This is a genomic window from Citrifermentans bemidjiense Bem, assembly GCF_000020725.1.
GTDB lineage: Bacteria > Desulfobacterota > Desulfuromonadia > Geobacterales > Geobacteraceae > Geomonas > Geomonas bemidjiensis.
Genome location: NC_011146.1, coordinates 1,862,766 through 1,889,293, shown reverse-complemented (window position 1 = coordinate 1,889,293; position 26,528 = coordinate 1,862,766). Strand labels below are relative to the sequence as shown.

The 26,528-nt window shown below is 57.4% G+C and carries 23 protein-coding genes; 1 reads left to right on the top strand and 22 read right to left on the bottom strand.

The annotated features are described in order from the left end of the window. Positions 1 to 2 precede the first annotated feature (2 nt). Positions 3 to 1,976 (top strand): sulfatase, encoded by a 1,974-nt coding sequence (locus GBEM_RS08175; protein ID WP_012530061.1) that lies wholly within the window; start codon positions 3 to 5, stop codon positions 1,974 to 1,976. 99 nt (positions 1,977 to 2,075) lie between these two features. On the opposite strand, the gene GBEM_RS08170 is transcribed toward GBEM_RS08175, so the two are convergent. The 22 genes from GBEM_RS08170 to GBEM_RS08065 form a co-directional block, all read right to left on the bottom strand. Further along, positions 2,076 to 2,636 carry a sugar transferase gene (locus tag GBEM_RS08170; protein ID WP_012530060.1) on the bottom strand — a complete coding sequence of 187 codons (561 nt, stop codon included), beginning with the start codon at positions 2,634 to 2,636 and terminating at the stop codon, positions 2,076 to 2,078. Then, a complete protein-coding gene (locus tag GBEM_RS08165; RefSeq protein ID WP_012530059.1) occupies positions 2,633 to 3,604 on the bottom strand; it encodes a UDP-glucose 4-epimerase family protein in 972 nt (323 codons plus the stop codon). The genes GBEM_RS08170 and GBEM_RS08165 overlap by 4 nt, the downstream gene beginning before the upstream one ends. After that, positions 3,604 to 4,848 carry a glycosyltransferase family 4 protein gene (locus tag GBEM_RS08160; RefSeq protein ID WP_012530058.1) on the bottom strand — a complete coding sequence of 415 codons (1,245 nt, stop codon included), beginning with the start codon at positions 4,846 to 4,848 and terminating at the stop codon, positions 3,604 to 3,606. The genes GBEM_RS08165 and GBEM_RS08160 overlap by 1 nt, the downstream gene beginning before the upstream one ends. Before the next feature lie 18 nt (positions 4,849 to 4,866). Then, on the bottom strand, positions 4,867 to 6,003 hold the full coding sequence (gene wecB / locus GBEM_RS08155) for a non-hydrolyzing UDP-N-acetylglucosamine 2-epimerase (protein ID WP_012530057.1): 1,137 nt from the start codon (positions 6,001 to 6,003) through the stop codon (positions 4,867 to 4,869). Next, complete coding sequence (locus GBEM_RS08150) at positions 6,000 to 7,124, bottom strand: polysaccharide biosynthesis C-terminal domain-containing protein (protein ID WP_012530056.1); 1,125 nt, start codon at positions 7,122 to 7,124, stop codon at positions 6,000 to 6,002. Before GBEM_RS08150 ends, wecB begins: the two co-directional genes overlap by 4 nt. Then, positions 7,121 to 8,137, bottom strand: a complete 1,017-nt coding sequence (locus GBEM_RS08145; RefSeq protein ID WP_012530055.1) for a polysaccharide biosynthesis protein — start codon at positions 8,135 to 8,137, stop codon at positions 7,121 to 7,123. The genes GBEM_RS08150 and GBEM_RS08145 overlap by 4 nt, the downstream gene beginning before the upstream one ends. A gap of 26 nt (positions 8,138 to 8,163) precedes the next feature. Beyond that, positions 8,164 to 9,306, bottom strand: coding sequence for a glycosyltransferase family 4 protein (locus GBEM_RS08140; protein ID WP_012530054.1), 1,143 nt, complete (start codon positions 9,304 to 9,306; stop codon positions 8,164 to 8,166). Further along, positions 9,303 to 10,643: a hypothetical protein gene (locus GBEM_RS21445; RefSeq protein ID WP_012530053.1), complete on the bottom strand. Its 1,341-nt coding sequence runs from the start codon at positions 10,641 to 10,643 to the stop codon at positions 9,303 to 9,305. The genes GBEM_RS08140 and GBEM_RS21445 overlap by 4 nt, the downstream gene beginning before the upstream one ends. Next, on the bottom strand, positions 10,640 to 11,377 hold the full coding sequence (locus GBEM_RS20345; protein WP_201764289.1) for a methyltransferase domain-containing protein: 738 nt from the start codon (positions 11,375 to 11,377) through the stop codon (positions 10,640 to 10,642). Before GBEM_RS20345 ends, GBEM_RS21445 begins: the two co-directional genes overlap by 4 nt. Before the next feature lie 182 nt (positions 11,378 to 11,559). Beyond that, entirely contained in the window at positions 11,560 to 12,618 is a 1,059-nt protein-coding gene (locus GBEM_RS08125) for a CgeB family protein (protein WP_012530051.1), read from the bottom strand. After that, the gene (locus GBEM_RS20340; RefSeq protein ID WP_012530050.1) at positions 12,615 to 13,667 is read right to left on the bottom strand and encodes a glycosyltransferase family 2 protein; all 1,053 of its coding nucleotides are present in this window, start codon (positions 13,665 to 13,667) and stop codon (positions 12,615 to 12,617) included. The genes GBEM_RS08125 and GBEM_RS20340 overlap by 4 nt, the downstream gene beginning before the upstream one ends. Positions 13,668 to 13,669: 2 nt before the next feature. Then, positions 13,670 to 15,532: an asparagine synthase (glutamine-hydrolyzing) gene (asnB, locus tag GBEM_RS08115; protein ID WP_012530049.1), complete on the bottom strand. Its 1,863-nt coding sequence runs from the start codon at positions 15,530 to 15,532 to the stop codon at positions 13,670 to 13,672. Position 15,533: 1 nt separating this feature from the next. After that, a complete protein-coding gene (locus GBEM_RS20655; protein ID WP_012530048.1) occupies positions 15,534 to 16,367 on the bottom strand; it encodes a class I SAM-dependent methyltransferase in 834 nt (277 codons plus the stop codon). 203 nt (positions 16,368 to 16,570) lie between these two features. Beyond that, entirely contained in the window at positions 16,571 to 17,569 is a 999-nt protein-coding gene (locus GBEM_RS08105) for a glycosyltransferase family 2 protein (protein ID WP_226373966.1), read from the bottom strand. A gap of 62 nt (positions 17,570 to 17,631) precedes the next feature. Continuing rightward, complete coding sequence (locus tag GBEM_RS08100) at positions 17,632 to 19,119, bottom strand: O-antigen translocase (protein ID WP_012530046.1); 1,488 nt, start codon at positions 19,117 to 19,119, stop codon at positions 17,632 to 17,634. Then, the gene (locus GBEM_RS20335) at positions 19,109 to 19,711 is read right to left on the bottom strand and encodes an acyltransferase (protein WP_012530045.1); all 603 of its coding nucleotides are present in this window, start codon (positions 19,709 to 19,711) and stop codon (positions 19,109 to 19,111) included. Before GBEM_RS20335 ends, GBEM_RS08100 begins: the two co-directional genes overlap by 11 nt. Further along, positions 19,708 to 20,811, bottom strand: a complete 1,104-nt coding sequence (locus tag GBEM_RS08090; RefSeq protein WP_012530044.1) for a DegT/DnrJ/EryC1/StrS family aminotransferase — start codon at positions 20,809 to 20,811, stop codon at positions 19,708 to 19,710. Before GBEM_RS08090 ends, GBEM_RS20335 begins: the two co-directional genes overlap by 4 nt. Next, on the bottom strand, positions 20,808 to 21,740 hold the full coding sequence (locus tag GBEM_RS21935; RefSeq protein ID WP_012530043.1) for a WxcM-like domain-containing protein: 933 nt from the start codon (positions 21,738 to 21,740) through the stop codon (positions 20,808 to 20,810). The genes GBEM_RS08090 and GBEM_RS21935 overlap by 4 nt, the downstream gene beginning before the upstream one ends. Before the next feature lie 71 nt (positions 21,741 to 21,811). Next, complete coding sequence (locus GBEM_RS08080; RefSeq protein ID WP_012530042.1) at positions 21,812 to 23,425, bottom strand: hypothetical protein; 1,614 nt, start codon at positions 23,423 to 23,425, stop codon at positions 21,812 to 21,814. 119 nt (positions 23,426 to 23,544) lie between these two features. Then, positions 23,545 to 24,261 carry a class I SAM-dependent methyltransferase gene (locus GBEM_RS08075; RefSeq protein WP_012530041.1) on the bottom strand — a complete coding sequence of 239 codons (717 nt, stop codon included), beginning with the start codon at positions 24,259 to 24,261 and terminating at the stop codon, positions 23,545 to 23,547. Continuing rightward, positions 24,248 to 25,222 carry a glycosyltransferase family 2 protein gene (locus tag GBEM_RS08070; protein WP_012530040.1) on the bottom strand — a complete coding sequence of 325 codons (975 nt, stop codon included), beginning with the start codon at positions 25,220 to 25,222 and terminating at the stop codon, positions 24,248 to 24,250. Before GBEM_RS08070 ends, GBEM_RS08075 begins: the two co-directional genes overlap by 14 nt. Before the next feature lie 73 nt (positions 25,223 to 25,295). After that, a complete protein-coding gene (locus tag GBEM_RS08065; protein WP_012530039.1) occupies positions 25,296 to 26,483 on the bottom strand; it encodes a GumC family protein in 1,188 nt (395 codons plus the stop codon). Positions 26,484 to 26,528: the final 45 nt, after the last annotated feature.

The following is a 26,528-nucleotide window of genomic DNA, read 5'->3' as shown; positions in this document are numbered from 1 at the left end:
CAATGCCACTCGACAGCCACCCCGATCACCCCACCACACTTCGCGACAGGTTATTATACGTTTTCAAGCTCTGGAGTTGTTTTCTGAGCTTGGTCTACCTGCCGCTCGACCTCATCTTCCGCCTGGATTCCTTCCTTCTCTCCAGGCCCGTTTCCTATGTCGTAGTAAGTAGCGCAACACTGCTGTTGCTCATGGTGCTCCTGTCCGTGGTGATTGCCGGTGCTTACTTCCCTTGGGCCGTCCTCGCAGGAGTGGTCCGAAGAGGGAGGGATCCTCACCGCGACAATGCCAAGCTCACTCACTTCCTGCTTGTTTTCCTGGGCTGCATGCTGTTCGCGAAGCTCTTTAAGCTCTGGCTGGCGAAGATAGGTCACCCAGTCTCGCTACGTGCCATTTATATTGGACTCGCACTTTTCCTGGCGATCTGTTGGGCAAACCGGCAGGTCTTTCACCAGAGGATCCGCTATCTCGTACTGTCGCTGTCGGGTCCCCGGTTCCTCCCCTCCCTTTGCGCCATCACATTTGCCATCACCCTTGGACATGCGATTAACGGTGGGCCACAACCCTCGGGGAAGCTCCAACGATCCCACTCCGCCGCCAGAACCGGGACTCCCAACATCATCCTGATTACCTTCGATGCTCTGTCGGCAGAGGATATGTCGCTCTATGGCTACCACTTGAAGACCACTCCCAGCATGGACGCCTTCGCCAGGGAATGCTACGTCTTTGAGAGTGTCATCGCCACCTCCAACTGGACCAGACCGACCGCTGCATCGCTTATGACGGGGGAGTATCCGGACCGCCATAGGTTGATCAACATCGGAAGCCACGACAACGTTATTGCTGCCCCGGACGAATCGCTCCCAGCCTATCTGAGAGATAGCGGGATGCGGACCGCCGCGGTGATCGCCAACGGTGGATATGCCCACCCCTACGCTATCGGCCTCGCCGATCAATTCGACCACAAACCCTTCCTCGCGCCGGATCAGCAGAGGCTCCCATACTTCAACCCTTTGCTCATGTTCCATCCGGAGTACTCATACCTTGGAGAACACTACTTCAAAAATGGTGCGGCTCTGTGGCTTGGAGAAATCCTAAGCGAACTTGTCGGCCAGTTGGACAACTTCTGCCGACATACCGTGACCATCTTTCCGCCGGAGATGGTCTTTCGGCATGGGGAACGGTACCTTAATTCCCATCGGGAAAAGCCGATGTTCCTCTGGCTTCACTCATTCGCCCCGCATGCAGCCTACTTACCGCCCCCTCCCCAGAAAGGGACCTTCCTCCCCGGCAACGGGTTGGCAGACAACGTGACCCAAGGCGCGTTCCTTGGGGCCTACCCAGATTCGAAACAAGGAACTGTAGACCAACTGCGCCTGCGTTACGACGAGCACATACTCTACGCTGACTATGCCCTTGGCAAGCACTTAAGATTCCTGAGGGACTCCGGCCGAATGGAAGACTCCATCATAATAATCTCGGCAGACCATGGCGAATCCTTCGCTGGGGGTTACCAGGGGCATGGCGGGCCCCTCCTCTCCCAGCCGCTGGTACACATCCCGTTGCTGATCCACCTGCCGGGTCAAACGAGCGGCAAGAGAATAACGGGCACCGCATCACAAGTCGATATAGCTCCCACGGTAGTGGAGCTACTAGGGGGCAAGATTCCTCGCTGGATGGAAGGTAAAAGCCTGAAGGGGGCGCTGACGGGCGGGAGCATCCCAACGCAGCCGGTATTCTGCATGAATTTAGATGGCAATCGGACCCACGGGAAGCTCACCAAAGGGAATATTGCAGTGCTGTTTGAAGGTTACAAGTATGTCCAAGACATAGGGGGCGGTCCTGGAAGGCTATACGATCTTCGGTCGGGCCAGTCCGAGATTGTCGATCTTGCAGACAGGGAAAGGGCACGCGCGGGCGCGATGCGCCGGCTCGTGCTGGATAGGTTCGGAAGCAGCGGTAGCCTTTCCGAGTAGACGAGGGCAAACAAGAAACCTGAGTGCCCGATTGGCAATCGAGGCTTCCCTGGCTTTTCCCATGTGGTGTTCAACCTCAGGCAGTAACTATGGAGTTAGTCAGTGCTGCACCCCATCTGTTTTAAGTACCTTAACCAAAGTAAGAAAGATGATGCGAAGGTCGAAAAGGAAACTGCTGTTTTGAACGTAGTAGGAATCGAACTCGACCTTGACCGGTATGAGAAGCTCATCCCTGCCGTTCACTTGGGCCCAGCCAGTCAGGCCAGGGGTAATGAGATGAACACCCTTACGGGTCCTCAGTTCGATGAGGTCATCCTGGTTGAAGAGCGCCGGCCGGGGGCCGACGAAGCTCATGTTCCCCGTCAGTATACTCAGAAGTTGCGGCAGTTCATCCAAACTAGACTTCCTAAGGAACTTCCCGATCGGTGTAAGGAACTGGTCCGGATTGGTGAGCAGGTGGGTGGCAACAGCAGGAGTGTCGACGCGCATGCTGCGGAACTTTGGCATCCTAAAGATGACGTTGCACCTTCCCACCCTATCGGACCAGTACAGAACCGGCCCCGGCGAAGTCAGCTTCACCAGCAGGGCGATCAGAAGCATTGGAACACCGAGACAGGCAAGCAGCAAAAAAGACAACACAAAATCGAAGGTTCTTTTCATGCATTCCACCTTTCCTTCCGTTGTCTCTTGAACCATTGAGCCGTCTCCCGCAAACCCTCATCCATGGAAAACGACGGCTGCCACCCGAGCAGTTCTTTGATGCTGCTGATATCCACCGTAAGCGACCCAGTGAGCCGAGTCACGGCGCCGGTTTTCCCGGTGACGCTGGCTGCGCACAACATAAGCCCAGGAGGAAACGGTACGAGCCGCACCGGCGCATCCAGAGCCTTTGCTGTCCTTCTGATCAACTCCGGCGTAGAGACATCGTCGTCATCACTGACCAGGAACGTCTTTCCTGCTGCAGTTGGATGCGAAGCGCAGGTCGCAAGGGCGTCAGCGAGATTGCCGACATAGATCAGGCTGCGCCTGTTAGCGATACTTGCCAGCGGAAGTGGGATCCCTAGGCTCACCACGTTCAGCATGTTGAGGAAGTTGGCCTTGACCCCGGGACCGTAGACGAGGGTCGGTCTCACCACGACGACCTCCAAACCGGTTTCAGCCTCTATCTTCCGGATGGCCTGTTCGGCCTCCCATTTGCTGATGCCGTACGGGTCGGTGGGGGCAGGGAGGGAATCGGCACAATAAGGATCCGCCGTTTCTTCGCCATTCACTTTGACGGAGCTGACAAATACAAGCCTCTTCACCCCCGACTGCGCGGCTTCCCTAGCCAGGCGGACGGTTCCCTCGACATTCACCCGGCGAAACTCTACCAGCGGATCCGCCGCTGGATCGTCCATGATATGCACCCGCGCCGCCAGATGGATTATCGTGTCAATGCCCGCCAGGGCATGGCTCCATGACGTGTGGCCGCTGAGTGGTTCAACAGTCACCGGGAGTACGCCTTGCTGCAAACACTTCGGGTCTTCAGACGGCAGCAACGTACCGCGAACCTCCGTTCCTTCGGCGATGAGCCTCCTGCACAGCATACAGCCAACAAATCCAGTGGCTCCGGTAACCAAAACTCTCATTATTGCACCACGTCCCTGTTGTCGACCGCCCTCAGTTCCTCCATCCACGCCTCCAGCCGGTCGAGGAGGATGGTGCGGTCGAAGTTTTCATTATAGTACCTGAGACCACGCTCTCCCATGCCCCGGCGCTGCTCCAACGGGGTATGCCGCATCTTCAGGATGGCATTGGCCAAGGCCGAAGGGTCTTCCGTTGGACAGCAGAATCCGGCGGCAGCCTCCTCAATGACCCGTGCCCCCTCCCCGTCCAGCGCAGCAACAATTGGTCTGCCGCAGGCGAGGTACGACTGGATCTTGGCCGGGATAGTAAGGGAGAAGATGGGTTCCTTCTTCAAGGTCACCAGCATCGCGTCCGCCAGAGAGAAGAAACCCGCCATAGCTTCCAGGGGGTAACGCCCAAGCAGATGAAAGGTCTCTTGAAGTTCCATCTTAGCAACTTCTTCATCCACCCATTTGCGCATCCTGCCATCGCCGATGATTACGAAATGAATGTCCTTATGGTTCCGAAGGCGCTGCGCAGCGCCCAGAATGGTCTCGAAATCTTGGGCGGCGCCGATGTTACCCGCAAACATGACGACGAAGCCCTCCGGGATTTTGCCCCTTTCAGGAGCGTCGCCAGCAAGATTTACGACAGCATAGGCGTCCTCCCCATACTGCGGGAAATAGCGAACCTGTCCCCTGTCCACGACGTACTGCAACACCGGTCCTACGAAAGCCCGGGAGGTGACCAGAATACGGTCACACCCCTCGTATATGAAGCTCACCAGTTTTCCCACTGCTCCAAGGATGAAGGGTGGCACGACCGCACCTGCCGCGGCAAGACTCTCCGGCCAGAGATCCTGCACCCAGAACAGCACCGGAATCCCCCTAAGTCGCTTCATAAACAGCGCCGGGAGAGCGACCGTCACCGGAGACGGCTCAAAAATAAACGCAACGTCGTAGCGGTCACGGCACCGCAGCGGTCCCAAGATCGAAGCCGCCAGCACGAAGGAGAGATAGTTGAGCGCCAGGCGGGCTCCTGAGGCTCGGCCACGAGGCAATATCGGCACACGAACCACTCGCGCTCCGTCATACTCATCGGACCACGGCCCCCAGAAGCGATATCCCTTAAAGAAGCTGCCATCCGGGTAGTTGGGCAGTGCCGTCAGCACCGTTACTTTGTGCCCACGTTCGACAAGCCCTTTTACAACATCGTTGATTTTGAAGTTTTCAGGCCAAAAATACTGTGTCACTACCAATACATGCATGCGCATCTCACCCGTTCGTTACTTCAGCTCCTTGCGCCACACCACCCGGTTCACGTAGTCGGTGTAGCTGATGATGATGCGCAACACCTTGTCGGACACGTTGGGCATGGAGTAGTCGAACACCGGGCGCAGGCTTCTGACCTCACCCCGCTCCTGGCTCTGCAGGATCTCCAGCCCCTGCAGCACCCGGTCCGGTTCCAGCCCGGTCATCATCACCGATGCCTCCTCCATCCCCTCGGGGCGCTCGTGCGCCTCGCGAATATTCAGAGCCGGGAAATTGAGGATGGATGACTCCTCAGTGATGGTGCCGCTGTCAGAGAGGACGGCGAAGGCGTGCTTTTGCAGGTGGACGTAGTCCGAGAAGCCGAGCGGCTTCAGGAGCTCCACCTTCTCGTGGAAGGAAAGCCCCTTCTCCTCGAAACGTTTGCGGGTCCTGGGATGGGTAGAGACTATAACCCTTTTCCCGTAGCGCTCGGCAATGCCGTTCAGGATGGCAGCCAATTTGACGAGGTTCACCTCAGAATCAACGTTCTCTTCGCGGTGGGCGCTGACCACGAAGTAGTCGCCGCGAGCAAGTCCCAGCCGGGTGAGAACGTCGGAGGCATCAATCTTTTGCATGTAGGAATTCAGCACCTCGAACATCGGGCTCCCGGTTTTGATGATCCGGTCCGGCGGCAGTCCCTCGCGCAAAAGGTACTCGCGCGCTATAGAGCTGTAAGTCATATTGATGTCGGAGATGTGGTCAACTATCTTGCGGTTGGTCTCCTCCGGCACCCTCTGATCAAAGCAGCGGTTGCCCGCCTCCATGTGAAAGATCGGGATCTTGCGCCGCTTGGCCGGCAGCGCGGCGAGGCAGCTGTTCGTGTCCCCGAGGACCAGGAGCGCTTCAGGCTTCTCCTTCTCTAGTACCTGGTCCACCTTTATGATCAGCTGACCGATAGTCTCCGCGGCGTTGGCACCGGCCGCATCCAGGAAATGGTCAGGCTTTCTGACACCCAAGTCGTGAAAGAAGATCTCGTTCAGCTCATAGTCATAGTTTTGCCCGGTGTGCACCAATATGTGATCGGCATGCTGGTCCAGCTTCGCCATAACGCGGGAAAGGCGTATGATCTCAGGCCTCGTGCCGACGACCGTCATTACTCTGATCTTTTTCATGCACCACACTCCACAGTTTCGAAATAAGTATCGGGCCGCTCCGGGTCGAACAGCTCGTTGCACCACATCACGGTCACCATTTCGTTGGCGCCGATGTTGCTGATGTTGTGAGTGTAACCGGTGGGGATGTCGACCACCTCCAGCTTGGCCCCGCTCACCGGGTACTCGATGATCTCTTCGGTGCCGACCTTGCGGAAGCGGATCACCCCTTCGCCGCTCACAACCAGGAACTTCTCGTTCTTGGTGTGGTGCCAGTGGTTCCCCTTGGTAATCCCCGGCCTGGAGATATTGACCGAGACCTGTCCCCTGTCCGCGGTTTTGATGAATTCGGTGAAGGAGCCCCGGTCATCGACATTCATCTTCAACGGATAGCTGAAGCGATCGGTAGGCAAGAAGCTCAGGTAGGTGCTGTAGAGCTTCTTTGACAGCTGGTCGGCGAGGTTGGGGATGCTCCTTTCCTCACGGCTCCGCTTGAACGAACCGATCATATCGGCGATTTCGCCGAGTTGCGCCGTATGGACCGGCTCCACCTTGCAAAACCCCTCCGCTGCCGGAAGACGGCCGTTCAGGTCTGCGGCAAAGGCGCGCACCACATCGTCCACGTAGACGAGATTCATGACTACCGACGGGTCGTTGACCTGAATGGGGAGGTCGTTCGCGATGTTGTGGCAGAAGGTGGCGACCGCGCTGTTGTAGTTGGGGCGGCACCACTTCCCGAAGACGTTAGGGAGCCGGTACAGGTACACGCGGGCCCCGGTGTCGCGGCCGTAGGCTGCGACCACCTCCTCCGCGCGGCGCTTGCTGACGCCGTAGGGGTTGTCCTGCGCCGCTTGGATGGAGGATGAGATGAGAAGCGGTGTTTTCCTGCCGTGTCTCTTCAGGATGGCTACCACACCCTCGGTGCTGCCGGTGTTTCCGATGGCGAACTCCTCCACCTGCTGCGGGCGGTTTACTCCGGCGAGATGGAAGATGAAGTCGGCTTCGACAACCAGCTCGGTGAGGCTCTCCTGCTCGCACTCCACATCAACCCCGTGAACCTCGACTCCCTCCAGGTGTGCCAGGGAAGCCGCGAGGTTCTTGCCGATGAAGCCATTCGATCCGGTGATGAGGACCTTCCTCATGCCCTCCCCTCCAGTTCGCCGCGAATGTAGTCGAGCTTCAAGAGCTTTTCCTTGATCTCTGCCACGGACAACCTCTGGGTGTTGTGGGAGTTGTAGTCGTCGATGGTTGACACCTTCTCCTCGCCTTCGGTGAAGTACTTGCCGTAGTTCAGGTCCCTGTCATCAGGAAGAATCCTGAAGTAGTCACCCATGTCTTCGGCCTTGGCAAGTTCCTCGCGCGTGAGCAGGGTCTCGTACAACTTCTCTCCGTGCCTCGTGCCGATGATGCGGATTTCGTTGTTCGCGTCGAACAACTCCTTCACCGCCACTGCCAGGTCCAGTATGGTGGAGGCGGGTGCCTTTTGCACGAATATGTCCCCTTGCCTGGCATTGCTGAAACCGTAGAGGACAAGGTCGACAGCATCGTCAAGGGACATCAGGAACCGGGTCATATTGGGATCGGTAACGGTGAGTGGCTTGCCCTCTTTTATCTGCTTCACGAAAAGCGGGATGACGGAGCCACGGGAAGCCATCACGTTGCCGTAGCGCGTGCCGGAAAATATCGTCCTGCTCACGTCGGTCATGCGCGCCTTGGCGACCATGAGTTTCTCCATCATCGCTTTGGAGATACCCATGGCGTTGATGGGGTAGACCGCCTTATCGGTGCTGAGGGTGATGACCTTCTTCACCCCGCTTTGCAGCGCGGCATTGAGGACGTTTTCGGTCCCCAGCACGTTGGTCCGTACCGCCTCCATCGGGTAAAACTCGCAGGAAGGAACCTGCTTAAGAGCCGCGGCATGAAACACGAAGTCGACTCCATGCAAAGCAGCGTTAATACCATCAAAGGCACGCACGTCGCCGATATAGAACTTCACCTTGCCGTTGTTCAGCCCGATGCGCATGTCCTCCTGCTTTTTCTCGTCGCGGCTGAAAACGCGGATCTCTTTGATGTCGGTGTGCAGAAAGCGTCGTAGCACTGCGTTCCCAAAGGATCCGGTGCCGCCGGTGATGAGCAGGGTCTTGCCAGAAAACATGTACTCCCCCTTTGCAGAAAATTTGCCTACCGCCCGTTACCACAGGCTACCTGCGCGATAAACGAAAAAGTCTCCCGGGCGCAACGCTCCCAGGAAAATGATCGAGCCGCTTGACGGGCCTGCAGCGCGAGGCGTGTCCGCAGTGCCCCGTCCTGATAAAGACGCATGATCGCCTGTGCGATCTCCTCGGGCCTCTCCGGGTTGAAATAGACCCCCCCTTCCCCGAGGACCTCCGGCATCGGTCCGCTGCCGGAGCAGGCGATGGGAAGCCCCGTAGCCATCGCCTCTAGAAGGATATTAGGGAGGTTTTCACAGCTGGAGGCGAAGACGAAGGCATCAGCTTTCTGATACTTCTCCTCCAACCGCTCGAACGAGAGCGGCCCCGTGTATTTGAGGAACTCCCCTGCGGGATCGAGACGTCTAATGGCGTCGGCGAGTCGCTTGCCGGCCGGACGGTAGCAGGGACCGACGAACTCGACCCACAGAGGCACCCCTTTGAGGCGGAGCGCGGCTACCGCTTCGGCCACATGCCACTGGTGCTTGTAGACGTCCACAATGGAAACGTAGAGCAGGCGTAAGGGGCGCGACGGCGAAAAACTTTCCCCCCTGCATTTCAGCCCCCCGAAGAAACGCTCCTCTATGCCGTGAGGTATGATGGCAACCTTCCCCGGTGCCCTGTCAAGTTGGGCCCGTACCGTATCGTGCGCGTAGCGGGTCAGGAAGATGGTGCCTTGGGCCTGCTCGAAGGAGCGCTTTTGGCTGGCACGCAAAAGCAGCATCTTCACTCTCATGAAACTGGCGCCGAAGCGGCGCGCTTCCGCTGGCTCGAATGGGAGGAGGTTCTGGGACATCACGACGCAGGGGAGCCCGGGCGCCGTCGGGAGCGTTCCTCCGGGGGAAAAAAGTACGTCGCATGAATGCTGTGCCAGGCAGCGGGGAAGCATCCACCGCTGCCACGCCATCCGTACCGGCAGTGTCCGGTCCAGAAGCTGCACGTGCAGCTTCTCCAACCTGCTACGGTCCGGTAGGCACCCCAGCGTGTAGGCCCCGCCCCAGACCAGCACCCGCACCCCGAGCGCCTCTAGGTCTGCGGCGGCCAAAAGCTGCCCCAGATGCGTTATCCCGCCCCCGGCCCTAATATTCGAGGCATCCACGCCGACGACAATCACGCGCTCACCTCCTGTCGGGGTTTGGCGGTGCGGGCAACCTTGAACTTCTGGAACAGAAAGAGGACAAGGTAAAGCGCAATCGCTGGGTATAGGGTAGCCTTCAGGAGGTTCATGAAATCGGAACGAAGGGAGTTTAACGCACCGAAGAGGATACCGATGCCGAGCACGGAGAAAATTGTCTTCCCTTTCGCTATCCCGTTCAGGACCTTGGCGACGACCACGCCGTAGCATAGGTGCATGAACGCCACCGCGGGCATCCCTCCCGAGTAGATCGCCTCCGCCAGGAAGCCGAAGTCCTGGCCGTACCAGCCGAACCTCTCGTGAAGTACAACCACCAGCGGTTCGCCGAAAAAATAGCGGCCGAACAGGAAGCGGGGGAACAAAGTGTTACCAACTGCCTTCACATAGTAGGAAAAACCCTGTATGCCGCTTGAGGCTATGTAGTCCGCCATCTCTGTATTCACGTGCAAGGTCGACATCGGGGAGATCACCATGGAGACCACGTTCGGGAAGTAGTCGACCAAGAGCGAGAAGCTCACGGCGAACATCTGCCATCCGACGTAGAAATCGCGGTTCATGCCAAGCAGGCTAGAGAGTAGGAACAGCAGCACGATGCACCAGATCATGCGCCGCACGAGAAGCATTCTGGCCTCGCCACTGGCCCATGAGAAAAAGGTGACCACACCGAGGATCAGCACAGGCGGGAGAGCAAGCCTTCTAGACCCGTCGAAGCCTACCAGAACGATGTGCAGGAGGACCAGTAATAGCGTGAGATTGATTCTCCAATTCATGCGCCGAAGTGGCCTTTTAAAATCGTAGAGAATGAGCATGCTTAAAAGGACCATGTTGAGGGGAAGTAGCGTCGTATACCAAAGCGGCGCCACGTCCTCCATGAACTGCACTCTCGTCCCAATTCCGATCTGCCTTATCGCGCAAACGTATGAATATAGCATCATCACGCAGGATGCGATCCTGATGGCGAGTGCGATGAGAGGCATCGGGGGGATGCCTTGCAGCGGATTGCCCAGCCGCGGCCGTAGCTTTTGAATCTCCTTTTTCGTCTTCCTTTCGGCGAGCAAAAGGGCGCCTCCGTGGAAGGAAAGCGCGGCTAATATCGAGTACACCAGCACTTGGGGAATGAACTCCTGAACGATGTCCCCCGAGAAGTTGAAGCCGAAGTAGTAATGGACCGGAAGGTAGGTCCAGTAGCTTGCCGAGAAGATGGAGGCCATGATCAGCAAGTAATATCGGTCCAAGCCCTTGTGCAGCAAGGGGGGAAGCAGCCAGACGAGGGCGTTGGTGCAAAGCAGCAGGTAGAGATGCGAGCCGTCGTTCATATCGCAGTTTGAGCCGATTGGTACATGTGGGGGATTTCCTGCTTAACCTGGTAGCGCGCGGAGCAACTGGCACAGATCAATTCTTTCCCACCCTCCTTCTTGATTGTGCCGCCACAGGTGGGACAAGCGAGAAGCCGCATCAGCTCGATAGAGCCATTCCTTTTCTTCTGTGACAGGAAGTTCCGGGCAAACTTCAGAGCGAGCTGCCCGGCATGATGCCGCACCCCCAACCGTTGGGGAGCGCGCTGCCCACCCTGAGGCGGTTCCCAGTCCAAGGAGACCTCTTCGTTGAGAACCTCGAAGTCGATCGTGTCCTTCCAGTAGAACCTGACGTGGAAGTCAAACGGGCTGTGGGGCATGGTTTGGCGGGTGACGACGGCTTTCACCCTGTGCTCATAGAGTTCGACCAACTCAGGGTCTGAGCGCCAGTCGGGCTTCTTGCGGATGATAAGCTTTCCGCTCCTAACCGTTATCTCGAGGCGATGGTCACGGTACGGGTTGATCCTTTCCATGAAGGCGTCGGGGACCTCAATGTATCCTGCCTTAGCCACGCGCTGAAGTTCCGACAGGAAGCGAGCCGGGTCGGTTGAGTGCTCGAGGACATGGGAAGCGATGACAAAGTCGAACGCCTTGTCCTTGAAAGGGAGGTGCTCAACAAACCCCAAAACGGTCGGACGGTCCACGACCAGCGGCACCCAGTGCCGCTCCTGCGTCTCCTGGTAGGCATCCAGCAAGATATTACTCCTGAAGTAGGGGTTGCCGCCGGAGCCGACCTCAAGGACCAGCGCGTCATCCGGGACAGGGCAATGCAGCCGCCGAAGCGGCCAAGCGAACCTGTCTTGGTTGATTTTTCTGAAAAGACGCATAAGAGCGGATTCGTGATCTAAAGACGCCATATTTCCCCTTCATTGCTACGTCAGATTTTTGCCAGGAGGGTTCGCATGCGCGATACCACGTCGTGGCCATCCGCGACCACGCGTGCCCTCCCCGCCGCAGCCACGGCCTCCCGCTCAGCATCGTGTCGCAGGTAGTGCCTGATCTTCTCAATAAGTTCGCCGGTAGAACGAAAGAACTCTGCCTCCTTCCCCTCCCGAAACAGCGCACCCAAGTCGTCGGAATGCTCGGCGAGCATGAACGTCCCGGCTGCCGGAATCTCAAAACATCGCCTAGTATACGTGTCACGATTCAGCTTCGAGAGGAGGCAGAGTGCGATCTTCGCCCCGCAGAGGGCCTTGTTATATTCATCGCCTAGCAGCGGCACTATCGGTGCAAGGCGCGCCAAAACCGGCGAGCGCTTGACCACGTGCTGCCACTCTGGGCCGAAGAGCCGGAAACGCACCCCCTCCTCGTGAACGATCCCTTCCAACAAAAGGTCGCGGCCGTCCGCCTCGTAATGCCCGGCAAAAACCACATCGCTGGAGAACTGCTCGGCCTCGTGAGAGGTCAGCTTAACTGGCCTGTTCCGCTCCGGGATATACCAGGACCGGAGCAACTCAACCCGGCGCGCACCTGCCCGTCTGAAGTCCTCCAGATTGTGCAACCGGTAGGCAAGCATCAGGTCGTAGGCTGGCACCGCGGCCAGAAAATGCCGCCATAGCAGCCGGGAGTGTCCCTGGGCGAAGGGATCGTCGTTGTTGTACCCCACGAGCACCGTCCCCGGGAGCCCTTCTTTGATCGTCTTGAGCGCATCCTTGGAGATGTGCGTGCCGCGGTAGACGAAGATCAACTCGGGGCGCACTTCAAGAACCGCAGCGATGAAGTCAAGGTTCAGTCGGGAGATCAGGGGCCCTGCTATGAGCCGGTTCTGGATCCTCCCAGCGACGCCGGTGAACTGTCCTATAAGACCTGTACCTGCCCCTTTGAAGTACTGATGCCAAGAAAAGCGGTACGGCTCGTGCCCGAGTGCGGCAAAGGCACGGTAGACCGCCTCCTCGTGCAGGTCCGAGTGCCAGTCGCCGGCTACTAGGATTCTCACCGCACCTCCCCTTGGTACACCGTCCCAATGGTTGGGGTGCGACCGAGTTTTTCCTTGATCCAACAGATGATGATCGCGCTCCTACGGCTTCCGAGCAGCAGCAGCGCTAGAAACCATAGGTGAAACATAGGATGGCGGGCGAATCCGAGCCGCCCAAGGGACACGGCGTAGTTCAGGAACACTGGTAGCGGACGCTGCGCCTGGATGGCGAGGATCGGATAGCAGTAGTTGGCAATGTCGCGTAAAATGAAATTGTAGATGGGAATCCGCCGCTGCTGCTCGACGAACCGCGCGATCTCCAGCATTCCTTTCATGAAATGGACCGACGACTCGGGTGTCTGCTCCTTGGGCTGAAACTTATTTCGCTCGGCGGCGCTGTTGCCGAAATCGGGGGTACCGCCATTACGGTAGAGGACAGTCACGTCCGGTAGGTAAACAGCGTTCATGTCCGCAAGGATGTTGGCAACTAGGTAGAGCTGGTACAGGAGCGTGCCGTCGAAGCGGTCAGTCGACCAGCTGCGCGCGGCATCCCTGTGGATCACCAAGCCGGGAATGACCACGGCACGGCGGTAGATGGTGGAGATGGTCCGACTGCCGGCGGGAAAGAACAGCTCGCGATCGAAGTAACGGAAGGTCTGCACCACGTTTTCCGGCTCGCCGTCGAACGCGGCATAAGTACGCAGCACAACTCCCACCTCCTCGTACCGGGACACTGCGGAAGCTACCTTGGAGAGCGCCCCGGGGCACATCAGGTCGTCATTCCCCATGAAAAAACAGTATTGACCGTTGGCCTGCTCGATCAGGTTGCGCAAATTGCCGTCGTAGCCAAGGTTTCGGACGTTCTCCTGGTAACGGACCGGAATGATCGAGCTCTCGGCGTAGCGCCTGGCGATGGACCGGATGGCCTCACGCTCTGGAGAACCGTCCTCGCAGATGAGAACCTCAAAGTCATCGAAAGACTGACACAGGATTGAATCGAGCAGGGCTTCGAGAACATGGGCGCGATTGTATGCCGGAATACAAACGGTTATCAGTGGTCTATTAGTCAAAGCTAATTCTCCTGGCTATTTTTTTGTGACAAGGCAAGCATCATCAATGCGAAGAGGCGCGAGCCGTTAGCACGCCCTTTCAGATGCCCGGCGATGAGCCTCGCAACCTCGTCCTGTACGATGCAGTCCGGTAACCAGCGGCGCATTTCCTCGACCTCGCCCCCCCGGGAACTGCGCAGCCAGCTGTCCAAAGGTATGGAGAATCCCTGTTTTCTGTTGATGTCGAGCTGGGGGGGGAGCATGCGACGGCCTAGCACCTTCTGGAGCCGGCGACTTTCCTGCCCCTGTACCTTCCAATGGGAAGGCAACCTGCCGAAGGCGAACTCGACCAGCCGGTAGTCAAGGAGCGGGGCGCGAAGCTCTAGGCTCACCGCCATGCTCGCTCGATCCACCTTCACCAGGAAGTCGTCCGGCAAAATGCCTCCGAAATGGGTTCTGGTCATGCAGTCAAGAGGGTCGCGGCCGGTCCGGAACAGCGACATCAGCCAACGCTCCGGCTCATCCAACTGTTCACCAAGGGCCTGAACCTGCTCCGAGGCCAAGATGCGACGGCGCAGCGAGAGGTCGAAATAAGGGCTTCCCCATATCATGGACTCGTACGCCCCACCCTGCAGGGCAAAGAGGCGGTTGCGCCCCTTGACCCCGGCGGGCAGTGCTCCCGCCGCACGGCCCGCCGCCAACAGCAGCGGCTTCGGTATCCAGCCCAGACAGCGCTGGTCCGCAGCTGCCATGGTGTAGTCGGCGTAGCCGCCGAAAAGTTCGTCGCCGCCGTCGCCACCAAGCGCCACCTTTACGTGCTGCACGGTTAACCGGGAGACCATGAAAGCAGGCAGAAGCGAAGAGTCGGCAAGTGGCTCGTCTATTAAGGGAGAGAAAGCGTCTAGGGTCCCCAACGATGGCTGGGGGACCTCCAGCACGTGGTGCTCGGTCCCGAAGTGGCGCGCCACGATGGCGGCGTATCCTGCCTCGTCGTAGCGGGTGCCGGGGAACGAAACGGTGAAGGTCTTGATCGGCGTGGTCGAGGCCTGAGCGGCGGCTGCCACCACCAGACTCGAGTCTAACCCCCCCGATAGCAACACCCCCACGGGCACGTCGCTGCGCAGACGCATGGCAACCGAATCCCGCAGCAGGCTCTCCGCCTCGTCCGCGAGATCTTCGCACCCGCGGCCCGGGTCAGGGAGGTTCTGGGGCAGGCTCCAATAGCGCCAGGTCTCAAGCTCCCCGCTTTCGGGGAGGAAGTAGCCGGCATGGGCGGGGGGAAGCTTTTTAGCCCCGGCAGCGATGCAGAGCGTGTCGGGTACGTAGCCCAAGGCGAGGTAGAAATTCAGCGCGCGCAGGTCGACACTCTTTCCCGGGCCAAGCGCCTTCAATTCGGAAGCGAAGCGTAACGAACGCCCATCGTGGACGTAATAAAACGGCTTCTTCCCCGCCCGGTCTCGCGCCATGAACAGACGGGGCTGGTTGGCGACATCTCCCTCATCCCAAATGGCCAGAGCGAACATGCCATTAAAGCGCCCCAGACAGTCCGCGCCCCACTGGCGGTAGGAGGCGAGGACGACCTCGGTATCGCCGCTGCCAGAAAAAAGGAATCCCAGTGCGGCCAGTTCGTCCCTGATCTCAAGGTAGTTGTAGATCTCACCGTTAAAGACTATGTGGTAGCGGCCGCACGAACTGGCCATGGGCTGGTGTCCAGCTTGAGACAAGTCCAGGATAGAGAGCCGACGGTGGCCGAGGACGACGGTCCGGTCCGGTGAGACCCAGCATCCTGAGTCATCGGGACCGCGGTGGGCGAGGCTGGCAATCTTCTCGTACAGTTGCTCCACCGGGGCGGACTGCGGCGATAGTGCTCCAAAGATGCCACACATGTCAGGATTTCCTCAAGATGATGACGCTGCCGTTGGCATAGAGATCCAGCGTATTCAGGCCATAGCGTTCCTTCAGGTAGGGAAGGCGCTCCGGGTGCTTGTCAAAATACCGCTCAGCCGCAGTGGATATGTTCAGATGCGAATTGCAAATCTCGTAACCGGCCTCGACGAAGATGCGCAGGTACTCTTCAGGGCGCAGAAAGGAAAAATACCCCCTTTCCAGCAGGAAGGGGCCCTCGCAGCCGTGCTCATGGTGCTTCCATTCGCTCATGGTCCGGTCAATGTATCTGTCGTACTCAGTGTCATCCAGCATCAAGTGGTTATAGTAGTCGTCTTCCGCCAGCGGGAACGTGTGATCGCCGTTGGGACCGTACCAGAGAGGACCATAGGTGGCGACGAAAAGCCCGCCCGGTTTAAGGGCGTCAAAGGCGCGGCGAGCCATCTGTGACAGGTCAGAGATGTGCTCAAGGACGGCATAGCTGAAGATGACGTCTACGCCTTCCTGCCCGATGAAGCTCCAGTCCTCCCCCACCAGGTCGCGCTGCAGGAACGTGATGCTGGTGCACCCGTTCGAGAACTTTGCGATTGCCTCGTCCCAGCATCTCTGATAGTTGACTATGTCCACCCCAATGACCCTGCCCGGGCGATGAGGGAACCAAGCGACAGCATCGTCCCCAAAGCCGCAGCCAAGGACAAGGACGGTCTTATCCCCGAGTCCGCCGAGCGTCCTTGAGCAAAAGGAACGCTGCCGCTGCAGCGATACGCTCCACTCCTTGGCAAAAACCTGGAAGCTGCCACAAGCCTCAGGGTACCTACTCTTAAGCAGTGGGGACATCAGTCTTTCTCGTGCCACGCAGAAGAGGTCCTTAAGTCGCCTCGACGGCTCGAAGCAGAAGACATGTCCTGCCGGGCTGCGGTCGGTGGCGTCAATAACCGCCTCGTGCTCTCCTGCTTGTTCTCTCTTCCGAATGTATCTTGTTCTTGCCATCTATTTACCCGACGTCTTGATAATGTATTTGCAGTGCATAGCAGACTCCATCAGCCTGGACAGTCCGTTCCGGAACCGAGATACTTTTGTTCCCCCCCGGGCAGCAGCAACTGAACCCTGCGCAATATCCGGCTGCAACGCTTAGTAAAGGCGGCGTACAGCGGGTAAGGGTTTGTGCGCCGGCCCGAAAGCATGAAGTCCCACAGCACATCGGCACAGTGTTCCGACACGTCGAACATCCCGGCGCGTGAGCGGGCGACATAGATGCGTAAGAATTTGACAAACTCAGTCAGCTTCCACTGCCAGACCAGCCACCCAAGGCCTGCTTCATCCCTCTGCGCGCAGCATTGCAGCGCTCGGCGCATCATGTCGTGAAACTCCAGGTTCATATTGATGCTCCCCACCCTGTTGCTCCAGTTGTCCGGATGACGTCTGTTGACGACCGTGCAGACGGGAAGGTATGCGATACTGTGCGAAAGCCCCGCCTGGATGAACCAGTCGGTGTCGGATACCGAGTAGCGCGTATCGAAGTGGCCGACCGCCTCCCACAGCGTCCTTCTGAATACCCACGTTGAGGGTTGGAAGGGGTAGCTCGTCTGCTTAATGATGTGCTGCAGAGTTTTCCTGCCGTTGATCACGAAAACCTGATCAGAGATCAGCGCGCAAGAGACAATTGGAAATTGGCGGCAGGTGTCAGTAAGGTTGAAAAAACCAGAATGCACCATGTCCACCTCGCGGTTTTCCTCAAGAAAGCCGACTGCCGTCTTCAGGTGATACGGCAGGAAATAATCGTCGTCTGAACAATAGGCTATATAATCCCCCTGAGCCGCGTCGATCACTTTGTTCCAGTTGGGTACCCCTCCGGAATTGGTAGCGTTCTCGATCAGTTTGAGCCGGGGGTGCTGGGCTGAGACCTCCCTTAGCACCTGCACCGTATCGTCAGGGGAGCAGTCGTCGCTCACGATCACCTCGAACGGTTCGAGCTCCTGGTTGAGTGCTGCGAGCACCGTCTGTTTCACCATCTGCGCCCGCCCGTATGTCGGTATCACCACTGAGATTTTGAGATTTAAGTCTATAGCCACATTTGCTCCGTGTTTGGACGTCAGCGTCCTTACTTTCTGCTGAAGGGATTCCTTCCTAGCGAGCGGGTTATGCGCAGCAATGAGGATGCTCCGACGCCGGTCGTGATCAAGGTGCCAGCTAGGTAACCGGCGGAAGAGCCGTCTTTGACCAGGAAGGTGACTAGCAACGCCAGCAGGAACAGTACCGAGATGTTGGCAACGTTGGCCCTGCTGGGAACGAACTTGATAAGCCGGTAGGCAAAGAAGCCATTCAGCAGGCACAGCAACAGGTACGAGATGAAGAACGATATGCCTGTCGCGCTGACGCCAAAGTACGGGATGCCCGCAGCCACCAGGGCCAGGTACAGGCCGTTCCAGAACAGTTCGGCAACGAGGAAGGCGCGGCAGCTCCCTTGGGCGAGCATGACGAACCCCATCGGCCACGCCACGATCTTGAAAAGGTCGCCGAGTACCTGCCAGCGCAGGATCTCCGACGTGGCGCCGAAGGCGCTCGAATAAAGAGCAGCCACTACAAAGGGGGCGAAGGTCAACATACCTAGTATGACCGGGGCGGTGAGAAGGATCGCCACCTCCCCCTGCTCGTTCACCATCCTGCGCGACTGCGCGTGGTCGTCCGCAACGGCGGTCAATCTCGGGTAGAAGTCCGTCCCCATTGCGTTCAGCGCGAAGCTCACGTACAGCATGGATATGTTCCAAGCAGCGTGGAACTGTCCAGTCGCCTCAATGCCAAGTTTTCGAGCGAGAATCGCTCGGACGACGAACTGGCACCCGACGGTCAGGACGGCGGACCCCATGAAGACTACGCCGAGGCGTAATAGCTTTTCCGAATGGGCCAGGAATTCTTCGCGGCGCACCGCCCTGTTCGGGAGTTCGATCTTGCGGCTTAGAAACCAGGAAACCAGCAGCGTGGCTAGCGAGCTGCCTACGACAGCGACGACGATGCCTGATTCTTTCAAGAGCCACAGCGCTGCCAAGGTAACGAGCATGCCGATGATGGCGCCCATACCGTTGACACGGGCAAGGTCTCCTATGCGGCGCAACCCGTTGAGGAGCGCGGTCTGAGCGCCGGAAACGGTAGTAGCCCATACACCGATTCCCAGAATGGCGATGGTGGTCGCGCCGGAGGGACCTCCGTAACCCGCTAGCTTAGATATCGGTGTCCTAAGCAGGAGCATGAGTAACGCTCCGATGATTGCGGCCGCCATGGCAAGACGCCTCAGGACTAGGTAGCAGAGCGCAACGCCGCCCTCCCCCCCCTTTGCCTCGGCATCAGATATCTGGCGCACGCCGCTTGAGTTAAGCCCGAGACCGGCAACGGTGGAAGCGGTGGCCTGAACGGATTGCAACAGGGCGAAGGCGCCAACCCCACTAGGGCCCAGAAGCAGGGCCACCACCTTGTTCTTCAGGATTCCTGTGGCGATCTGGACCACAGCCGAACTCCCCATGACCGCGGACGCCTTCAGTATGTGCCCGATGGAGCCCCTTTTTTCAGCTGTAGTCCCAGTCTCAGCAGCCATCGAGGGTCCTAAGTACTTTGGCGGGATTGCCCCCGGCCACAGAGTTTGGGGGAATGTCGCGCGTCACTACCGACTGCGAGGCGATGACCGAGTTGTCGCCGATGGTGACACCTTTCTGCACGATTACCCTGCTTCCGAACCAGACGTTCTTGCCGACCGTGACCGGCCTCGACGTGCCGGGACTGGTCCTGCGTTCGGCAGGGTGAATGCCGTGGAAGTCGGTATCCATCACAAGCAGATTGTCCCCTACCAGGCAGTCATCGCCGATGGTTATCCCGACCGTGGAGATGAGCGAGATGTTGTTGGAGAAAAGGACGTTACGTCCGATCTGGATAACGGCTTCGGCGGCGCGCGCCTGAATCAACACCTCGCCATTGCCTGCCTTAGGCGCGGGGCGTGAGCCGAAGGCCGTGTCGTCGCCAATGGATACCTTGCCGTATCCGTCACAGCGCAGTGGGACCTGCAGCAGAACGTTCTTGCCGACGTTTAGTCCGCCCCTAAGCGCCGTGGTCTGGAACCTCAGGCAGAGCCGATACCAAGCGTGGCGCATGCGAGTGAGTAAAACAAGCAGCAGACGGTAGAGGGCTCTCACAGGCACCGTCCCGCTGTATCAATGACGCTTTGGACTTCCGACTGCAGGAGATGTGGCCCCATGGGCAGGCTTAGCACTTCGCGATGGATGGCCTCAGTGATCGGAAACGTCCCCTGGGAGAGGCCCAGGTAGGCGCAGGCCGGTTGTAGATGTGGCGGGATGGGGTAATGGATCATGGTGCCGATGCCAGCCGCGGCAAGCTTCTTCTGCAGGTTGTCCCGGTCGGCGCTCCTCACTACGAAAAGATGCCAGATATGTTCTCCGAAGGAGGGAACCTCCGGCAGCACGAGGTCGAGCCCTTTTAGCCCATTCAGATAGTAGTCGGCAAGGGCCCTGCGCCTGTCATTCCACTCATCTAGCTTGCGCAGCTTGATTCGCAGCACTGCGGCGTGCATTTCGTCCAGCCGGGTGTTGTAGCCAATGGTCTCGTTCTGGTACTTGACTCGCGATCCGTAGTTTCGCAAGACCCGCACCCGGTCGGCGATCTCGCCGTCGTTGGTGACGACTGCGCCGCCGTCGCCGAAGGCACCGAGGTTCTTGCCTGGATAGAAACTGAAACCGGCTGCGTCGCCGAGGGTTCCGGCGCGCCGTCCGCGGTAGCTAGTGCCGTGAGCCTGAGCCGCGTCCTCGATCACCTTCAGACTGTGTTCGCGGGCTATGGCGTTGATGGGGTCCATGTCCGCTGGAAAACCATAGAGATGCACCGGAAGAATCGCTTTGGTGCGGCTCGTCACCGCCTTCTCCACCAGCGCCGGGTTCAAGGTGTAGGTATTTAGCGACGGTTCGACCAGCACAGGGGTCGCACCCGTGTAGATGACAGCAAGTATGGTGGCAATATAGGTGTTAGCGGGAACAATTACCTCGTCCCCCTCCCCAATCCCCATCGCTCTCATGATCAGGTGCAACGCATCCAAACCGTTACCGACGCCGACGCAGTGTTCAGCGCCACAGTAGGCGGCGAACTCCTGCTCAAACAGGGTGACCTCGTTGCCCAAAATGTACCAGCCGGAATCCATGACCCTATGGTAGGCCTGATCGATCTCGGCGCTTAACTCATCGTAGGTGGAGCGGAGGTTCAGAAATGGGATGCTCAAACTCATACTGCTCCCCTCATGGCCAAGAAATCGTCGTAGTTTCTGACGTAGTCATCGGGATCGTATGCGTCGGAGGCAAGTACCATAAGGACCGCGTCAGGGGAGAAGTTGTACTGCACCCCCCAGACCATCGGAGGGATGTGGGCTCCGATATTTGGGGAATTGAGCAGGATCTCCTCTCTGTGAACCGAATCGTCTACAAGTAGTGAGCATGCCCCCTTGACGCAGACTAGGAACTGGTGCAACTGTTTATGGGAGTGCTCTCCCCGGACCTCCTTATTGGGGACGTCAAAAACGAGAAAATACCGCTTAGGTATGAACGGTAGCATCTTTGCCAACTCGCCGGAGGAGAGGCTGCCACGCATGTCGGTGATGATCGGCATTCGGTGCAACGTCGTGCCGGTGAGGCTCTTGAATTCCTCCGGCATCTGGGATGGGCTCTTCTGAGGAACACTTGCGGCGGCGGGCTTACTGGTGACGTAACCGTGGATGCGAGCGGGGTTGCCGACGACTATGGCGTTGGGAGGGACATTCTTCGTGACCACGGCGCCAGCGCCCACCATGGCGTTCTTCCCGATGCAGACTCCGGCGAGGATGGTGGCATTCGCGCCTATGGAGGCCCCTTGGCGCACTATGGTCTTTGCGAATTGCTCAGGGTACTTTTTGCTGCGGGGGAAAAGGTCGTTGGTAAAGGTAGCGTTGGGACCGACAAAGACATCGTCCTCAAGCACCACCCCATCCCAGAGTTGCACACCGCACTTGACGGTCACCCTCTCGCCGAGAACTACGTCATTTTCGATGAACACGTTGTCGCAGATGTTGCATTCCGACCCCACCGTGGCACCCGGTAGTATGTGGGCAAAAGCCCATACACGAGTGTTGTTTCCTATCTTCGAAGACTCAACCAACGCCTTATCATGTACAAAATATTTCATTTTTTCCCTCCATGACTGATCACGGCACGGGTAACTCGACCGAAGGACAGAAGAAGTTCCAACCTTACCCGTTACCCATTTGCTTCTGGGAACTGCTTAGGCACTCTACGGAAAACGATCCCCCCCGCCGTAGCATCGTAGTAGAGGACGTAGTCAAGCATGGACACCTGGCACGGATCCGAGCCAGACTTGTCGGGTGTGCGAAAGTTACTATCACCTTTCTGTCGGACCAGACCGTTATGCACTGGATCGTACTCGAGTCTTACCACCAGTTCTTCCCCGGTCCCTTCTGCGGCACTACGCCCGTTGCACAAGACCCGGCCATCAACCACAATCCGCACGGGGTGCCCTGAAGCCGCCCTGGAAAGATAGTATTTAAGGTGGGAATCGAAGTGTGCGATGTACCGGGCATAGGCATCGCGCCTGGACCGTCTAGTAATCACGAGGCTGTCGTATCTACCTTCGCCGCTTTTCAGTATTTCGCCAACCCTTGCTGCAACAGTGCGGGCCTCGCGGAGCGACTGCTCAATGCTCATCCGCGCCGAGAGAAAAGAAATGAGGTTCGCGGTAAAGAAAAACAGTATAACCCCGCACATCCCCCCCCTCAGGAGAACATTGCGAGTAGCTTCCATCCCGTGACGGAGCAACAGTCCCACCGCCAGCAGGGACAACCCTAGAGCCGGCAGGAACAGGGCGTAGAGCGGAGGAGTCGTAAACCTGCTGCCGAAAATCCAGTAATAGGACCAAAGACCGAATGTGCACCCGAAGAAGATCGCGCCGTCCACCATCTGCTGTGCTGTATTTCGGGCGACGGAAGCCTTCAGCCTTGACAGTACTCGCCACAAGATCGCGGTGCAGGCGACGGGGATTGCAAGGATCGTCGCCAGTTGCAGTGGGCCGTAGCTTCTGAAGTTCACGCCGAAATAATAAAAGGCCCATTTGAAGGAGTATATCAAGCTCATCGCCTTCCTGATGAGTTGCTCTTCCAAGCCCAGCACTGCGCTGCCGTTTGCCACAATCTCCGCTCCCTTCATCAGCTTTGGCTGGTTCTGGATGAACCAGACCTGGCTTAGCAGATATGCCATCAGGCAAAGTGACACGAGGGCAAGGCAGGCAAGCGCCCTGTTTCGATTGTACTTTCTGTTCGCCGCAACCAGATGAAAACTCGCTGCGGCGTAGTACAGTGGCATCAAAAGCGTCGCCTCATACAGATACAGCGACACAACATAGGTTACGGCGACGAGGAACGCTGGGAACAGTCCTGACCTTCTGAATGTACATTCATAGACATACCTTATAGCTAGCAGATTGAACAGGTACGATGCGAGCCCGATGAATGAGTATCTAAAGATTATGAGGTAGTAGGAAAACGGAAAGGAGAGCATCAATATCAAACACAGTAGTTGAAAATCACTCCTATCTTTTTGATCTCCTGTCTCTTCAGTATAGATCCTGCCAAAGGTACGGATATAGCCATCTAGGACGACAAAGTACAGCACCGAAATGAGCAGTATAGCAAAATCAAAGTGCTCGACGAAAAACCTGTAATACAGGTAATTCAGGTCGAACCCCAAAACCCGGTAGAACTTATAGGTGTCGAAGTTGTAACTGAAGACTGAGAATGCATCCCAGCTAAACTTGCGGTATAGCTCGAGGAACCCCGTATCGTCGAGGTAGACCGGCATGGGATCGAGTATCACCGCATGCAACGCAACGAACAGCACCGGAAGCAGATATTTATTTCTCAACTCGACGATTAGGCACCCCAGCTTCGGATTTCATTCACGTACGAGGCTCTAACCGTTTAGCCGGCGTTCTGCCCCTGGCGCTCCTCGCAGTAGTAAAGGTCGTTGCCGATCACCACACAAATGGCTTCCGGGTTCTTCATCAGCTTCAGCAGACTGAAGGGATAGGGAAAGAAGTGTAGGTGCAGGTCGAAGGTGTACTTATATTCCCTTTGCATCGGGACCACCACAATCAGACGCATTGCAGCGACCCTCCTCAGTTCGGCTACCGCCCTCTCTATGTCGACCACGTGCTCTAACGTGTGGGAACAGACCACTGTGTCCGCAGCCCCCGTGGCAAAAGGAAGGAACTCCGCGCTCCCCTCCAACCACTGCACGCGTTGGTCTGATCGCGCTTCTTGCGGGAGATTGGTATCCAGACCTGCAACTTTTTTCAGACCAAGCTCAGCGATTCTCCGTGCAACGTACCCACTGCCGCACCCAACGTCCAGAACCGTTTCCCCTACGATATCGGAGAGTATGCGTTGCAGGCATTCCCGGTTTAGATCTGTGTCACGCTCCAGATGGCTATTGCGCAGTTCCTTGTAAAGTGCGCGGAGCCCCGCCTCTCCCAGTCCGGGAGCCTGCTCTTTGAAATCCAGGAAGCGTGCAGCCTTGTCCCTGAACAGCAGCCAGAACAACACTCCCATGAACATCCTGCTGTCCCTCAGAAACGGCGGAACGACATTGTCCAGGAACCAATTTATCCTTACCGTCACATCCCTATTCAGCTTCATGGCACTCAGCGATGTTCATCATTGAGTCGACTAGGTAGATAGGCCTCTCCCTGCTCTGTATCAGGATGACCCCTATGTACTCACCGATGATACCGGTGATAAAGAACTGTATGGCGAACAGGAACGAGACAAGGACGACGATGGTGGTGTACCCTGACGGCGCGTTACCGATGAACCTCATCACTATAGAGTAAATGCCGACCAGGATGCTGAACCCACCGACTATTAACCCGGTGATTATCCCAAGCCTGAGCGGGAGGTTGCTGAAGCTGAAGAACGCGTTGAGGGAAAGGCCGCAGAGATCGGAGAACGTGTACTTGCTTTTGCCGCACGCCCGCTCGCTCGCGGTGTAGCTTATGACCGACTTGCGGAATCCGAGTGTCTGAACGTACCCCCTAAGGAAACGGATCCTTTCACGAAACTCAACTTTTAGGATATTTGCCACCCTTCTCGATACCATGAAGAAATCGGAGGCGCCTGTTTCGAACTCCATGGGAGAAAGTTGATTTAACAGGCGATAGAAAAACAACGATTTCATCTTATCGAAGCGCGAGAGATTGTTGCTGGCGACCCTCTTCATGCAGACGATCTCGAAGCCGTTTCTGTACTGCTCAAGCATCTCGCCTATCTTAGCAGGCGGGTGCTGGAGGTCGGCGTCCATGCAGATGACCGGGTTGCCCCTGCTGTGGTCTATGCCGGCGATCATCGCAGCTTCATGGCCGTAATTGCGGGAAAGGTTGATGATCTTTACTCTAGGATCCAAGCTCGCCAGTTCCTTAAGAACCGCAGCACTACCGTCATTGCTCCCATCGTTTACGAAAATAACCTCTGCAGCAGCACCCAATTGGCCGAGAACCCGGCTCAGTTCATCATAAAAACCAGGCAGCACTTCTTCTTCGTTGAATACCGACACCACCACAGTCGCGAACAGAATGTCAGCATTTTGGGAATGTGAGTTCATAAGGCAACACCTATCGTAGCAAGACGATCCATAGCCTGCACAGCGACATATCAGGTCATTGACGTCAAATCTGTTACCTCAAAGAGAGGAGGCGCCCTTTGATATCGGCCAAGATCTTTCTATCCGCCTCACTCATCTTTTCCAGGTGCTCTTGCAAGAATATCAGCACCAGAGAGGCGGCCACCGCCACCATGGTAGCGGTGATGACAATGGCGGAGCGTCTTGGCTTACTTTTTACAGAGGGGGCTACAGCCGTGTCGAGCACCTGGAACGCTGAAGAATCCTTCGCCTCGCTGAGCTTGGCCATCTCATATTGCTTGGTGAGTTGCTCAAAGACAGATTCCTGTATCTTGAGCTCACGCATCTTCCGGGCATACTCGAGCCCCAGCCTAGGAACATTGCCTATCGCCGGAATACCCTCGCCACCTAGACCGGGACCTGACATCCTATCCATCTCGGCCTGCAGGCGCTTGATCCCCGCCAGGAGTGAGCGCACCTCTGGGCTCTCGTCTGTCTGCCTGGAGCGCAGTGCTGCCAACTGAACTTCCTTAGTCGCCAGTTCAGCCTTTAGCCGTGCTATCCCTTCGATGCTTGCCTTGGCCTGCGAGTCAACCTGTACTATGCTGTTTTGCTGGGAGAATGCTTTGATTTCATCTTCAGCCTTCTTCAGTTCTCCCTTTACCAATTCCAGCCGTTTTTCGAGAAATGCTCTTTCAGAGCCTGCCTTGGATAGGTTAAGCCTCACCGAAGTCCTGCCAAGCTCCTCAACATACATGTTTGCGACGCGAGCCGCCATCTTCGGATCCTTATCATCGGCCGTGATGTTAATGATACCGTCCTTGCCGGTCTGCATACGCACGGTCGCTTCTAGGCCTCTCCTAGCCAATTCGGCATCCTTGGTTTTATAATATGCAGTAAGGTCAAGACGCCGCACAACCTCGTCCGCCACAGATCTACTTCTCAGAAGGCCAAGGTAGAGTTCGGTACCAGAACCAAGGCCACCCGGTGCGAGACCAGCTATGCCACCGACCTGTCCCAACATTGCAGAAAGCCCGCCGGCCGTTTCTTTCTGTGGCGGCAACACCTTGGCAGTTGCGGAATAGATATTGGGGAGAGTGAAGCTGTAAGCAACAGATGCGACGACCGCGAATGTGCACATCTTGATGATAAACATCTTTCGTTTCGCGATAATCTGTAAAAGTTCGAGCAGATTAATCTGTTCCTCTACATCAATGTCAGCCTGATTCTGGTTCTCTGTCATGGGCTTCCTTCGAGTTGCTCCTGCGCCGGAAAGCGCGAAATCCAG

Bases quoted from the DNA above. Each gene is read 5' to 3' on its own strand.
- GBEM_RS08175 (WP_012530061.1), top strand. From the start codon at position 3: ATGCCACTCGACAGCCACCCCGATCACCCCACCACACTTCGCGACAGG.
- GBEM_RS08170 (WP_012530060.1), bottom strand. From the start codon at position 2,636: ATGAAAAGAACCTTCGATTTTGTGTTGTCTTTTTTGCTGCTTGCCTGT.
- GBEM_RS08165 (WP_012530059.1), bottom strand. From the start codon at position 3,604: ATGAGAGTTTTGGTTACCGGAGCCACTGGATTTGTTGGCTGTATGCTG.
- GBEM_RS08160 (WP_012530058.1), bottom strand. From the start codon at position 4,848: ATGCATGTATTGGTAGTGACACAGTATTTTTGGCCTGAAAACTTCAAA.
- wecB (WP_012530057.1), bottom strand. From the start codon at position 6,003: ATGAAAAAGATCAGAGTAATGACGGTCGTCGGCACGAGGCCTGAGATC.
- GBEM_RS08150 (WP_012530056.1), bottom strand. From the start codon at position 7,124: ATGAGGAAGGTCCTCATCACCGGATCGAATGGCTTCATCGGCAAGAAC.
- GBEM_RS08145 (WP_012530055.1), bottom strand. From the start codon at position 8,137: ATGTTTTCTGGCAAGACCCTGCTCATCACCGGCGGCACCGGATCCTTT.
- GBEM_RS21445 (WP_012530053.1), bottom strand. From the start codon at position 10,643: ATGAACGACGGCTCGCATCTCTACCTGCTGCTTTGCACCAACGCCCTC.
- asnB (WP_012530049.1), bottom strand. From the start codon at position 15,532: ATGTGTGGCATCTTTGGAGCACTATCGCCGCAGTCCGCCCCGGTGGAG.
- GBEM_RS20655 (WP_012530048.1), bottom strand. From the start codon at position 16,367: ATGTCCCCACTGCTTAAGAGTAGGTACCCTGAGGCTTGTGGCAGCTTC.
- GBEM_RS08100 (WP_012530046.1), bottom strand. From the start codon at position 19,119: ATGGCTGCTGAGACTGGGACTACAGCTGAAAAAAGGGGCTCCATCGGG.
- GBEM_RS08090 (WP_012530044.1), bottom strand. From the start codon at position 20,811: ATGAGTTTGAGCATCCCATTTCTGAACCTCCGCTCCACCTACGATGAG.
- GBEM_RS21935 (WP_012530043.1), bottom strand. From the start codon at position 21,740: ATGAAATATTTTGTACATGATAAGGCGTTGGTTGAGTCTTCGAAGATA.
- GBEM_RS08080 (WP_012530042.1), bottom strand. From the start codon at position 23,425: ATGCCGGTCTACCTCGACGATACGGGGTTCCTCGAGCTATACCGCAAG.
- GBEM_RS08075 (WP_012530041.1), bottom strand. From the start codon at position 24,261: ATGAAGCTGAATAGGGATGTGACGGTAAGGATAAATTGGTTCCTGGAC.
- GBEM_RS08070 (WP_012530040.1), bottom strand. From the start codon at position 25,222: ATGAACTCACATTCCCAAAATGCTGACATTCTGTTCGCGACTGTGGTG.
- GBEM_RS08065 (WP_012530039.1), bottom strand. From the start codon at position 26,483: ATGACAGAGAACCAGAATCAGGCTGACATTGATGTAGAGGAACAGATT.